This is a genomic window from Psychrobacter sp. APC 3426, from assembly GCF_030408035.1.
GTDB lineage: Bacteria > Pseudomonadota > Gammaproteobacteria > Pseudomonadales > Moraxellaceae > Psychrobacter.
In genome coordinates this window covers 1-12,867 of sequence record NZ_JASDCF010000004.1, presented here as the reverse complement: position 1 = coordinate 12,867, position 12,867 = coordinate 1, and the positions used below count along the sequence as shown (strand labels likewise).

The 12,867-nt window shown below is 43.1% G+C and carries 10 protein-coding genes and 1 pseudogene; 3 read left to right on the top strand and 8 right to left on the bottom strand.

Annotated features, from left to right (window positions below):
- Positions 1-441: 441 nt before the first annotated feature.
- Positions 442-2,046 (top strand): carboxypeptidase regulatory-like domain-containing protein, encoded by a 1,605-nt coding sequence (locus tag QL919_RS04070; RefSeq protein WP_290188305.1) that lies wholly within the window; start codon positions 442-444, stop codon positions 2,044-2,046.
- A gap of 120 nt (positions 2,047-2,166) precedes the next feature.
- On the opposite strand, the gene QL919_RS04065 is transcribed toward QL919_RS04070, so the two are convergent.
- From QL919_RS04065 to trpB, 3 genes are all read right to left on the bottom strand, one after another.
- Positions 2,167-3,276 (bottom strand): alkene reductase, encoded by a 1,110-nt coding sequence (locus QL919_RS04065; RefSeq protein WP_290188304.1) that lies wholly within the window; start codon positions 3,274-3,276, stop codon positions 2,167-2,169.
- A gap of 241 nt (positions 3,277-3,517) precedes the next feature.
- A complete protein-coding gene (locus tag QL919_RS04060; protein WP_290188303.1) occupies positions 3,518-4,447 on the bottom strand; it encodes a DMT family transporter in 930 nt (309 codons plus the stop codon).
- Positions 4,448-4,546: 99 nt separating this feature from the next.
- Positions 4,547-5,773 carry a tryptophan synthase subunit beta gene (trpB, locus tag QL919_RS04055; protein ID WP_290188302.1) on the bottom strand — a complete coding sequence of 409 codons (1,227 nt, stop codon included), beginning with the start codon at positions 5,771-5,773 and terminating at the stop codon, positions 4,547-4,549.
- 311 nt (positions 5,774-6,084) lie between these two features.
- Here trpB and QL919_RS04050 point away from each other — a divergent pair, with 311 nt between their 5' ends.
- Entirely contained in the window at positions 6,085-7,695 is a 1,611-nt protein-coding gene (locus tag QL919_RS04050) for a GMC oxidoreductase (RefSeq protein WP_290188301.1), read from the top strand.
- Positions 7,696-8,110: 415 nt separating this feature from the next.
- Here the strand turns inward: QL919_RS04050 and QL919_RS04045 are convergent, their stop codons facing one another.
- The 3 genes from QL919_RS04045 to QL919_RS04035 form a co-directional block, all read right to left on the bottom strand.
- Positions 8,111-8,683, bottom strand: coding sequence for a transposase (locus QL919_RS04045; RefSeq protein WP_290188300.1), 573 nt, complete (start codon positions 8,681-8,683; stop codon positions 8,111-8,113).
- Positions 8,610-8,960, bottom strand: a complete 351-nt coding sequence (locus QL919_RS04040) for an IS630 transposase-related protein (protein ID WP_290188299.1) — start codon at positions 8,958-8,960, stop codon at positions 8,610-8,612. Before QL919_RS04040 ends, QL919_RS04045 begins: the two co-directional genes overlap by 74 nt.
- A 242-nt stretch (positions 8,961-9,202) precedes the next feature.
- The gene (locus QL919_RS04035; RefSeq protein WP_290188298.1) at positions 9,203-9,568 is read right to left on the bottom strand and encodes a hypothetical protein; all 366 of its coding nucleotides are present in this window, start codon (positions 9,566-9,568) and stop codon (positions 9,203-9,205) included.
- Positions 9,569-9,792: 224 nt separating this feature from the next.
- Between QL919_RS04035 and QL919_RS04030 the strand changes: the two genes are divergently transcribed.
- Positions 9,793-10,812, top strand: a complete 1,020-nt coding sequence (locus tag QL919_RS04030) for a lipoate--protein ligase (RefSeq protein WP_290188297.1) — start codon at positions 9,793-9,795, stop codon at positions 10,810-10,812.
- Positions 10,813-10,859: 47 nt separating this feature from the next.
- Here the strand turns inward: QL919_RS04030 and QL919_RS04025 are convergent, their stop codons facing one another.
- Both QL919_RS04025 and QL919_RS04020 read right to left on the bottom strand, forming a co-directional pair.
- A complete protein-coding gene (locus QL919_RS04025) occupies positions 10,860-12,059 on the bottom strand; it encodes a serine hydrolase (protein WP_290188296.1) in 1,200 nt (399 codons plus the stop codon).
- Positions 12,060-12,655: 596 nt separating this feature from the next.
- A pseudogene (locus tag QL919_RS04020) lies at positions 12,656-12,867 on the bottom strand (IS982 family transposase); the annotation flags it as partial.

Genomic DNA, 12,867 nt, shown 5'->3' with positions numbered 1-12,867 from the left:
ATAAAGGCCAATTAGAAAACTAGAAAACCGATAATTTAAAAAGACGTTATAAAAACATGATTTCAGTGACTTAAATTCAAACACTAAGTTCAAAAATTAATTTATGTACTATATTAAACCTATTTAAAGTGACAACATGCCTAGTCTTAATTGCTGTTAAAAGTCGCGCTACTATTCCAGTAGCGCGACTTTTTTTCTATCAAATTCAAATCGAAAGTATGCGATGGCCTACAAAAAAATTAGACGTTAGAAAATCGCATAAATTACAATTATTTGGTCAGAAAGCATAAAAATATGATAAAATTCTGCCAAACAACTGTTTGAACTAAATTTTAGTTCTGATGCTTTTATGGATTTTTTGGCTATTATATCTTTTGATACTGAACGCCCGTTTTTTTTTATCAGCTTTATAATTCATTATTTATTACTTGAGAATCAACCATGTCGCATAGAATAACTGTAAAAAGTAAGCAGCTTTTGACTGCTAGTCTGATCGCCACACTCATGTTAGCTGGGTGTAACAACGATTCAGATAATACGGTGATTACGCCTTCTAACCCTAGCATCACTGTTGGTAGTATCTTAGGTACTGTCGTTGATCAAGCCAGCTTAGTACCTATTGCAAATGCTACTGTCAGTGTCGCTGGACAAACGTACCAAACCGATGCGAATGGTCAGTTTGAACTGAACAATCTTCAAACGGGTCAATCGGTCAATATTACGATTACCGCTGAGGGTTATCCAGCACGTAATTTTAGTACGTCAATATCTGGGAATACGCCTTTAGAAGTAGAATACCAGCTCACCAACGATGCGACGGTTGTCTCAACCACTCAGCTCGCTTCAGAGGCTGTTAATCTGAGCATAGACGAGCTAGGTGCACAAGTGATTATTCCTCCTAATGCTCTACAGCGCGCTGATGGACAACCGATTGTCGGTAACGTCACTGTTGAGATGGACGTAGTGACTCCAAGCATTGACCCAGAAGAAATGCCCGGCGGGTACGGCATCGTTGGTGGCGGCTTTATGGAAAGTTGGGGTGCCTTAATTATCACTGCTACTGATAGTGATAATAACGAATTGGTGCTCAATGATAATAATGTGGCGTCACTAGCTATTCCTGTTTCTACACGCAGTTTAGAGCCATTACAACAACAAATGCCTTTATTCTTTTATGATGCTGTCCAAGCAGGTTGGGTACAAACTGGAAGTGCTAATTTACAGACTCTAGATAACAATATACAGGTATATACTGCTGAAGTTGAGCAAATTGGACCTTGGAACGTTGATGTCGCTATGGAAACTGTCGATGTCGTCGGCTGTGTAGCGGATACTGACGGCACTCGTATTAATAATGCGGTCGTTAAAGGCGATGGTATCAATTACTCTGCTATAACTACTGCCATTACCGATAGTAACGGTAACTTCAATTTACCAGTGCGTCGTGATAGTCAAATGCTAGTGGTCGCTCAAAATGGCAGTCGTACCTCTAATGCTAAGTCGATTCGTACCTTAAATACCAATTATGTAATCAATGACGGCTGCTTAACTGTGAGTACGGCAAATGACAGCCTGTCTATTCGTTTAACTTGGGGCGAACAACCTGAAGATGTCGATTCGCATTTATTGACTCCTTCAGGCGATCATATTTACTTTGGTAACGAAGGTAGATTGGGCATAGCACCTTTTGCTAATTTGGATGTCGATGATACCGATAGCTTTGGCCCTGAGTTTATAACCGTACGTAACCTAATGGTAGGACGCTATCGTTATGGCGTTGAGAACTATAGCGAAACTAAAAACCCTGGTCTTAAAAATTCTCCGATTACCGTGTTTTTGACTGGCCCAACTATCCGTAGTCGTACGCTCACTCCTTCACTCAACGATAATAATAATGCTAGTATTTTTTGGCATTCATTTGATCTAGTTGTTGATTCACGTTGTAATATTACCTATGAGTCTGTAGATCGTTGGTTGACTACTCAAGAGTCGTTAGATACCTTTGAAGTTTCTCCTTCGACTCCGACTTACTGCGTTACGCCTTAAGCTTGTTAATAGATATTCCAGCACTAGCATTACATAGACTTGAATATTAACAACGAAAAAGCCGCCTTACTTAGTAAGGCGGCTTTTTGATGGCTTTATAATTTAACACTAAGCGTCTGCCTAGGCCTGTTTCTGATCCAAATAAGGATAATCGGTGTAGCCCTCGCTACCGCCACCATAAAAGCTCTGCGGATGCTGCTCATTTAACGGTGCATCTTGACGAATACGCTCCGGCAAATCAGGGTTGGCAATATAATCACGACCGAATGCTACCGCATCGATATAGCCTGCTTTGATGTTCTTCTCAGCTTTGTCCGCATCATAGCCACCCGCCGCGATGATGGTCTGATCGAACGCATCACGGACACGCTGACGGAACTCATCGCTATACGGCGTACCACCTGCCCAATCTGGCTCTGACAGATGCAAATACATTAGACCACGCTTATTGATTTGTTCAATCAGCCAAATGTTATCGTCTTCTTCGTAGCCTCCCTCAACATTGTTGAATGTGCCCAGTGGCGAGATACGAATACCAATATGATCTGCATCCCAAGCATCCACACATGCATCAATCACGTCCAAGGTCAGACGCGCGCGGTTTTCGCGGCTGCCACCGTATTCATCGTCACGCTGATTGGTATGCTTGGCCCAAAACTGATGCAGCAAATAACCATGCGCGCCATGAATCTCAATACCATCAAACCCCGCTTCCTGCGCGCACTTGGTTGCATGCGCAAAGTCAGTAACCACTTGCTGAATCTCATCAAGACTGGCTGGGCGCGGCGGCGTGGCATCCGCGCGAATGGCTTGGTTGTCACTATCACGCAATGAGGTACGGATACCTACATCGACATCTGAGGCTGAAATTGGCGCACGGCGTTCAGGTTGTACGCTTTCATGTGAGACAAGTCCTGTGTGCCATAGCTGGACGACGATCTTGCCACCTTTGGCATGGACATTGTCAACGATGGCTTTCCATGCAGTGACTTGATCTTGAGTATGTAGCCCTGGTGCGCCTGCATAGCCTTTTGCTTGAAACGATACTTGCGTTGCCTCAGTGATGACAAGGCCCGCCCCTGCACGCTGCGAGTAGTACTCTGCTGCCCATGTGATAGGGACATCGCCTGGCTCAACGGCACGCAGACGTGTCAGTGGGGCCATCATAATGCGGTTTTTTAGCGTTTGTGTGCCCATTTTTACAGGCTCAAATAAAATATCGTGTGCCATAATCTGTCCTATTGGTTATTGCTGCTATCTATGATCTTTAGTTATAGCAACCATTAAGCATACTAATTATTATCGAATGCTGTTTAGAAAAACTTATAATATCATTAGTAAATCTACGTTTAGCGCCTACCTTTATAGGGAACAGATTTCATTATTCCAAGCAATATTTACAAACAGATACAACAATATTCACCTATACAAATCTTCGTACTCGTTTACTACGAAGACTGTTTACTAAGCCTTAAATACTGTTCATCTGAGTCTTGTCTTTTGGCTTTAGCATTTTCTTAATTGACAGCTCTAATGACAAATACGTGCCGATCAATATCACAATCGAACCAATGATGGCTTGTATATTTAGCGCCTCGCCAAGCAATAGATAGCCCAAAATAATCGCAAAGATTGGAATGACCAAGGTGATGCTCGTCGCCCGTGTTGGTCCAATATTTTTGATTAACTGATTCATAAAAATCAGCGCAATCGCTGTTGAAAACACCCCGATGCAGATAACAGAGACCCACGCTTTTAGACTGATGCTTTGACCATAAGGGAATTCATAAAATGCCACAGGCAGCATAAGAATACTCGCTATGATAAGCGAGCCTGCAGTGATTGGCACTGGTGAAACATTATACAAATAACTTCTGGTGATATTGGCGCCAACCGCATAACCAACGCAAGCCAATAGCGCATAGCCCATTGGCAATAGCCCGGCAACCAAACCCTCGCCTGACTCGCTGCCACCAAACAAGCTCTCGCTCATCAAAATGGTCACACCGACCACGCCAATCACCAGCCCCAGTAATTGCTTTTTGGACAGTCTGTCTTTAAAAAAGGTACTGGCGATAAAGCCACTCATCATCGGTACAGAAGCATTGAGCACTGCCAACACGCCAGCGTTCACTGACTGTGCTGAAAAAGAAAATAGCACAAAGGGCAATGCCGCAGAAAAGATACCGACGAGTGCCAATAGCTTCCAGTTTTCGCGGATACCCTCTCGGTTTTTCTTGCTGATTAATACAAAGACCAGCATGACCAAGCCTGCGAATATCACTCGTAGGCTGGCAAAAGCGAGCGAACCAAACTCAGGCACGCCTATGCGATAAAAAACAAAGGACAGCGACCACATAAAGGACAGGGTAATAAAAATGATGAGGTCGCGTTTGGTCATGAGCTAATCCTATTAAGCGCATTAAAAAATGCAATGATGATAACTTTTTAAGCACTAAATAGGGGCTGATTTACAAAATTTATCTGTACGATAAATAAACTATAGTTCTACTTTATCCAAAATAAAATCGATATCCTTATCCCCGCGCCCTGACAAATTCACCAAAATCGTCTCATCAGGCGACATATCCTTGGCTGCTCGCATCGCATAGGCAATGGCATGCGCGGTTTCTAAAGCAGGAATAATACCTTCTAAGCGTGATAGCGCCATAAACGCCTCTAGACACTCTGCGTCTGTCGCCGACTCATAAATCGCCAGCTGCATATCACGTAACAGTGAATGCTGCGGGCCAACGCCGGGATAGTCCAAACCAGAGGCGATTGAATGCACGGGCGCAGGCTCACCATCTTTATCTAGCAGTACATAACATTTAAAACCGTGAATCTCGCCCTTGACCCCAAGCGTCATCGTCGCTGCATGATTGGGGGTATCTAAACCCTCACCAGCAGGCTCCACCCCTACTTTTTCAACGTTCGCATCACCCAAAAACCCACTGAATATACCGATAGCATTAGAGCCGCCACCGACGCAGGCCACCACTTTACTAGGCAATTTACCAGTGGTCTCTAAAAACTGACCGCGCGCTTCACGACCAACGACCGATTGAAAATAGCTGACAATCTCAGGATAAGGCGCAGGGCCTAATGCTGAGCCAATGGCGAACATACTGCTATCAAGCTCGTTAAGATAGGTCTCAAAAGCGCTATCGACCGCTTCTTTTAGCGTTCCTGCGCCGCGTGATACAGGGACAATATTAGCGCCCAATATTTTCATACGGCTGACATTTGGGTGTTCCTTTTCGATATCGACCACGCCCATATGAATCTCACATTCCAAACCCATCAATGCCGCTGCGGTTGCTAATGCAACGCCATGTTGCCCTGCACCTGTCTCGGCAATGACTTTGGTTTTGCCGAGCTTCTTCGCTAATAACACTTCACCCAAACAGTGATTAATCTTGTGCGCGCCCGTATGATTTAAGTCTTCACGTTTAAAATAAATCTGCGCGCCGCCGCAATGTTTGCTTAAGCGTCTTGCATGGAATATCGGGCTTGGTCTGCCAACGTATGTCTCACGCAAACGCTTCATCTCCGCGATAAAGTCTTCATCTTTGATAATCTCACGAAATCCCACCTCGATTTCTTCCATGGCTTTTGCCAATTCGGGATGACCAATCTTGCCACCGAACTCACCATATAAGCCCTCACTACTTGGCAAAATAGAATGATGGAGGCCATAGCTGTTTGTGGTAGTTTCTGTTGTCATCGTTAACCCTTATGGTATTTATTAAAATATTACTCAGTAGTTTTTCTGATAGAACCAAGCAGCAATACCGCTGCTGTATTTGCGTTCTAGTACATTGAAACAAATTCTAAGCTAACTTCTTATTTAGGTCAAGTAACTCGTTCAATTTGACGAAGGTAAATGTTGGTAACCCGCATCATTACTATTATCGTTGTTCTCTTCATTTTATCTCTAACGTATTCAAAGCGCTTAAACAGCGTCAGCGTAATAATAAAGTAACGTTGCATTGCTAGACTCTCGTTCATTAAATCAGCTACAAAATCAGGAAACATATGCAACGTCGTGAACTTATCAAAGCCATGAGCTTAGGATTGGGTGCTATCAGTACATCTGCTGCAGTGAGCGGTTGCCAAACGCTTGCCAAGCAGCCAAAACTGCCTACGACCGTCACCCAAGCTGGACACTTTCCTAATATTATCGTCGGTAGTGGTTACGGCGGCGCGGTATCAGCACTGCGGTTGAGTGAAAAAGGTCATCAAGTGCTGATACTTGAGATGGGTATGCGATGGGATAGAACGCCCGAGCACGATACTTTTTGCAAAATGATTACTGCGGATAAACGCTCAAGCTGGTTTAGCAATATGCCAAACGCCCCCCCGATTCCAATTCCTATCAGAAAATACCCCGGCGTTTTGGATTTAATCGAATATGATGACATGAAAGTCTTCGCCGGACGCGCTTATGGTGGCGGCTCTATCGTCAATGGCGCGATTGCCATTCAGCCGAGGCGCGCGCACTTTGAAGCAGTGTTTCCTTGGATTGATTCTGATGAGATGTACGACATCTATTTTCCAAAGGCGATGGAGGAATTAAAAGTCAGTCAAATTCCTGAATCTTTTTTTAATCAATCCGAGCATTACGAATTTACTCGTTCGGCTGAACGCCAAGCAGAAAAAGCAGGCATGAAAACGGAGTTCTTTGGTAACAGCTATGACTTTGATTACATGCAACGTGAGGCCAAAGGCGAAGTCTATCAATCGGGACTCGGCGGTGAAGTCATATACGGCAATAATGCAGGCAAGTACTCACTCGGTTTAACCTACCTTAAAGGCGCGGAAGCCACTGGCAACGTCACCGTAAAAACTCTACGCAAAGTTAATAGTATTCAAGCGCTCGATAACGAGCAACTTAGATTAGAAGTTCATGTGTTAAATACTACAGGCGGCATCGATAACATTGCTAGTATCGAGCATTACACTTGCGATAAACTGTTTCTAAATGCGGGCAGTACGGGAACCTCAGAGCTATTGCTTAAAAGCCAAGCAGAAAGCAAACTGAACCATCTAAACGAGCATATCGGACAACATTGGGGACCCAACGGCAACATCATGACGGGTCGCAACTTTGTCCATGCCGCGGGCACTACCCAATCTACCATTCCGGTCAAAGGCATCAATATGTGGGACGGCGATAGAGGCGGTTCAAAGTACAAAATCTTTGCCGAACTCGCGCCATTGCCATTGGGACTTGAGACGTGGACAACGCTATATCTCGCCATCACTGACAACCCAGAACGTGGCAATTATTACTATGACAAAGCCACAAAAACCGTCAAACTAAACTGGAAACGCGAGCAAAACGAGTACTCAGTAAACGCTGCTAAAGAGCTGATCGAAAAACTCGCCAAAGTAAATGGTGGCTCTATTTCAAGCTTACTGTTCACCAAAGGCTTCGGCGATGACTTCTGCTATCACCCGCTTGGTGGCTGCGTATTAGGCTTGGCGACTGATGGCGTTGGCCGCGTCAAAGGGCATAAAAATATCTACGTGCAAGATGGCGCGTTAATCCCCGGTAGCGGTAGCGCTGGCGTCAATCCGTATGTGTTTATAACGGGACTTGCCGAGCGAAATGTGGCGACTATATTGAAGGAAGACTTTGGATAGGGTGTTGAGGGTTCATAACTTTAGGTTGGATGAAAAACGCTCTTTAGGGGTGTTTTTTGGTTTAGTAAATATATTCCTGCTTTACTATCGTCTATGATTGATCTCAAACAATTGGTGACACATTCGCTAACCTACCTACCTTATATATTGGCTGCAGATATACTGAGTATTAGTATGATTTGGCTGCCCAAAAAAAATACTAACAATGGTGCATACCATATCTTACTTTTTTCTGAAAATAGTGTTTTATAACACAAGAATACATCCAAACAGGTTAAAAGAAATAAGACAGAAGCGCCTGATTGGCAAATATCTGCTAAAAAAGGTATGGGTGTCATAGTACAACCCATGTATTTTTGAAGATAAAAATAGTTTAGATAGCCCAAAACGACAAACTCAAGACAGTAAGCTATAGTCAGTTCAAAATAAAATTGTTATGGTTAGGACAAACATCATAAAACAACTTGGATAAGTCATTTTCCAACCAGCCTTGGCGTAGAAACTTTACCTGAGCCCATTTTTTCTCGATAGGGTTCAGATCAGGGCTGTACGGCGGTAGCCAAAGAATACGATGACCATGCCTGTTCAGTAGCTTTTGAATGCGTTTATTCTTATGAAATCTGGCATTATCCATCACAATCACGCATTTGGTTTTAAGACTTGGGATTAGCTTGTGTTTGCACCAGTCATAGAATATGCTGCTGTTAATGTTGTGCTTAAAGTAATCTAGTGCAAACAGCATCTTTTCATATAGAGCACCGATAACGTTGGTTCGCTTTTTACCTTGCCAGTTGTAACTATCGATACAGGGTTTACCAATCGGTGCATAACCATGAGAGCGAATGGTCTCGTGCTCAAAGCCGCGCGCGTATATATAAACGATGGGATAGCCTTGCTGCGTAAAGCTATTAAGCTTACTGTGATATATCGCTCTTTTGATCGGACACGCTTTTGGATGCTCTAAGGTCTTTTTTTTGACTGATGCCAAGTCGCTTTAGGGCATGATAAATGCCTGTTTTACTACAGTTTAGACGACGAGCTCGCTCATACTGGTAATCATCAGGATGTTCTTTAACATCATTAAGTAGCACGTCATCTGGTATTTTATAGGGTTTGGTTTGCCTGGTTGTTTTACTATGAACACGTCTCTTCCAGTTCTGTATAGTGGTTGGGCTCAGATTGTAAAACTCAGCTGCCTCGGCAAAGGTCATACCCTCGTCTAAGCTTTTAAGAACTTGCATACGAAAATCTAGTGAGTAAGTCATGGTCTTTATAATAACAATTGGGTTTGATAATTAATTTATAACACTTTTAGGTGTGCTTAGCTATATAGCGCATATAATTTTTATACCGAGCTGTAGTGAATTTTTATTTTTCATAAGTATTTATTATTTGATAGGTAAAGGGAAAGCAACTTATTAATTGAACTTAAGTATTTCCTCAAACTTTAACTAATTGAATGCACAGACTACTTCTCCTATAAAGCGTGTGTTAGGTACTTAAGAATCTACTTGGTAAGCATAGGCTGTGCTTTTTGAATTTCAAAATCGGCAGCACTTTGACCATTCTCTGTAAAAGTAATGACGAATCGTTCTGAGTCCCCTTTGGGATTGACGACCCACATTTCGCGCCAAGCTCGTTGACCAACAATCCCTTTAGGTTGTTGCATTACAAACTTCACGATTTGGCTACTTGGTTGAGCATACCCTGCTTTAATAAGCGCTCCGGTAGCGTCATTAATCAACTTCACATTCGCAAGCGAGCCTTCTGATACCACCGATGGGGACATTTGTGATAGTGGCGGTAGCTGATTGGAAGCGGCACAACCAAACATCATCATGCTAGTCATCATCGATATGGCAAGTAGTTTCATAATTAATCCTCAGATATAAAAAAATAAATGACTGCGTAAATTAGGCTATTAATCAGTTATACCAAACTTAAGTTTATATTGTAGCAACTGTTGCCACTATAAACTACCTTCCTATTTAGACCACAGACTACTTAACCATTGAATTCCAAATGTGCATCAGCAACAATGACAGTATCTATTTATAACATTCAATATAGAAAAACCATTCGAGAAAAGGATAAATAATGAAACTGCGCATTCTAAAGTCTGCCGTGACCAACCCTTGGTTTAACCTTGCGACCGAGGATTGGATATTTAATACGCTCAATCCCGACTCGCACACGCTATTTTTATGGCGCAATAGCGAGACCGTAGTCATTGGGCGCTCGCAAAACCCATGGGTAGAATGCAAAATCGATAAGATGGAAGCCGACGAGGTATTTTTGGCGCGGCGTCAGAGTGGCGGCGGCGCGGTGTTTCATGATTTGGGCAATACCAACTTTACCTTTTTGTCGCCTAAAGACGACTACGACCAAGAAGCGAACTTTAACATTATCGTTAACGCGCTGAAAAAACTGGGCATCGACGCTGAACTATCTGGTCGTAACGACATGCAAGTCGGCGATAAGAAAATATCAGGCAGCGCCTTTAAACATGCGGCGGATCGCAGCTTTCATCACGGGACTCTATTAGTAAATGCCAATATGCAAAAGCTGGGCGATTATCTCAATCCGCATCCGCTTAAGCTGAAAGCTAAAGGCATTAAATCTGTCCGTGCGCGCGTCGCCAACTTAGTTGAGTTTAATGCAGACATCAATCACGAGACCTTATCTAATGCGATTATCGAGGCATTTTGTGAATACCATCGTGACACTGATTATGGCGACACCACGCCAGTAGAAGAGCTGGATGAAGCCAGTCTCGCCAAGCAACCTAACCTGAATAAATACTATCAGCAGATGGCAGATTGGGATTGGCGCTTTGGTAAGACGCCTGAATTTACTCATCACATTGAGACGCGCTTTGATTGGGGCATTATCGATTTGCATCTTGATGTGAAGCACGCAGTCATTAGCGAGGTGGTCATCTTCTCTGATGCGCTAAACGTTGAATTAATTGATCTGTTAAAAGAATCACTAGCAGATGTTAAGTACGACAAGCATGATATCAAAGCTAAGTTTGATGAGCTCAGCAGAGCGCATCCTGATTTGGCAGCGCAGATTGATGATGTGTCTGCGTGGTTGCTTGGTGAGATGGAAGGGTAACGATTTGCGGTTGTAAGCAAGATAGCTGCTTACAACCACTTTTACTTTTACTCTAAGCCGTCCAAAATCGTTTTCACTTCAGTCACATACTGACCCAAATCAGGCTCTAGATGAAATCCCTCTACTGGCGTCGGCAAGCCCTTTTGCTTACCTAACCTGACGATGATGGTGTTTTCTTCTGGAAGTACCAATACGCGCTGTCCTAAGTGACCGAGCATGGCATAAAACGGAATCGGGCTGTCCATATCTGTCCACACCGAATGACCATATATCTGCGCTTGTCCTGCTGCAAAGGCTGCGGCATTTGGCATAGTAATCAGCTCAACATGATCCTTGCTGAGCAACTGCTCACCTTGCCACTCGCCACCGTTTAAGAGCAGTTGGCCAAACTTGGCAAAATCAAGCGCACTGGCATTGAGGCAGCAATAGACCTTTTCGATATTCGCAGCCCCATCAAGTGACCAGTAGGCATCGCCCTGCATCCCAAGTGGTTGCCAAAACTTCTCTTCTAAATAGCTAGCGATAGTGTAGCCGTGCGGTTCTAACGCCCTTGATAATGCGATGCCCAGCATTTGCGTATCGCCTGAGGAGTATTCAAACTGACCACCACACTCTTCAACAAAGTCACGATTGACCATTTGCTTGACCAAGTCATGACCGTAATAAGATTCAGCCGTGGGATTAATGGGGAAGTAATAATCCTCCGTCCAGTCATAACCTGAGGTCATCGCTGAAAAATCTGCAAGGGTACAATTCTGTGCATATTGATTGTCCGCATATTCAGGCAACCATTTAGTAATCGGTTCATCGACACTACCGATATAACCATCTTCTACGGCTTTGAGATACAGCATGGTGGTGACAGTTTTTGCCATCGAAAAGCTATTGGTGTGCGAATCGCTACCGTAGCCTTGCCAGTAGTTTTCGTACACCAGCTTGCCGTCTTTGATAATCGCAAAGGCGACAGTTTCATCGGTATCTAAGGCATTCTGCAAAGTTGGGGTAAGTTTGACTTGCTCGAAGTTGGGATTTTTCTCCCATTCGATAGGGTCTTTAGCACGAATCGTACGATTATCAAAATCGACATAATCGTCAATATTGGCAGTGTTTTCACCTTTAAGATAAGTAAGCTGTAGCCCTCGAAAGATATAAGCGTTACCCGTCACTACTAAGCTCAAGCTGATAATAATAAGTAGCGCTAAAATAGGTAATACGATCCATTTAAACAGTGTTTTTAACACTACCATTATAAAATCCCTTTTTATGGCGTAGGTAATAATTACGATTGAGTATTGCTGATAGGGTTTAATTTAGCATGGATAGGCAGTTTTGGGAGGTGGTTTTTTAGGTAGTGAGCTTAGAATTTGGGCTGAGCTTTTATTTAAGCAAATCAACGAGACAAACCAACTAAAGCTATGTTGCTCTATGGTAGGCTGATATAGTTTGATGATTATAAGTTCGTTTGTATTCCATAAATAGAGCGGGGCTAAAAGCCCAACCTACGCTTGCTTTATCCATTTATAGTATCACTAATAAAGCTAAACTTTCATTTATTGAGTGTGTGCTCATTTTTACCAATGCACATACGTGTGAGGTTGCAGAGAGTAAAGCGGCATGGGTATAGAGCCATTGGGTCATAAGAAATGGTCTACAAGATGCAAGTACTGAGCTTCGTTTGTAGCCAAAGTCTCATAATGGCAATACGCTGCTATTATTAAGAGATATGAACAATCGATACAGAGGACTGCACTGTGATATGCGCGGGTACTTTGACGGTGTAGTTTTGGGCTGTAAGATATATTAGTGCGTAGATAGAATATAAAAACATTGCTTTACCCCACTCTCAACTTGAAATAAGCAATTCAAACTGAAGAGGCGGGTTACCAAGTTTTTTGTTGAGTACAAAGCACAGATTGTGTGAAAGAATCTTACGAATCAATCGATGAGACAAATGCCATAAATCTCTTGCTCGTACCTTTTGTATATTAAATCGTTCTGATAACTGACCAATGACTGTTTCAACGATACGGCGGGCTTTCATTAGCCGCCTTACCA

Excerpts from the sequence above, each read along its gene's own strand:
- QL919_RS04070 (WP_290188305.1), top strand. The coding sequence starts at position 442 with ATGTCGCATAGAATAACTGTAAAAAGTAAGCAGCTTTTGACTGCTAGT.
- QL919_RS04065 (WP_290188304.1), bottom strand. The coding sequence starts at position 3,276 with ATGGCACACGATATTTTATTTGAGCCTGTAAAAATGGGCACACAAACG.
- QL919_RS04060 (WP_290188303.1), bottom strand. The coding sequence starts at position 4,447 with ATGACCAAACGCGACCTCATCATTTTTATTACCCTGTCCTTTATGTGG.
- trpB (WP_290188302.1), bottom strand. The coding sequence starts at position 5,773 with ATGACAACAGAAACTACCACAAACAGCTATGGCCTCCATCATTCTATT.
- QL919_RS04050 (WP_290188301.1), top strand. The coding sequence starts at position 6,085 with ATGCAACGTCGTGAACTTATCAAAGCCATGAGCTTAGGATTGGGTGCT.
- QL919_RS04040 (WP_290188299.1), bottom strand. The coding sequence starts at position 8,960 with ATGACTTACTCACTAGATTTTCGTATGCAAGTTCTTAAAAGCTTAGAC.
- QL919_RS04035 (WP_290188298.1), bottom strand. The coding sequence starts at position 9,568 with ATGAAACTACTTGCCATATCGATGATGACTAGCATGATGATGTTTGGT.
- QL919_RS04030 (WP_290188297.1), top strand. The coding sequence starts at position 9,793 with ATGAAACTGCGCATTCTAAAGTCTGCCGTGACCAACCCTTGGTTTAAC.
- QL919_RS04025 (WP_290188296.1), bottom strand. The coding sequence starts at position 12,059 with ATGGTAGTGTTAAAAACACTGTTTAAATGGATCGTATTACCTATTTTA.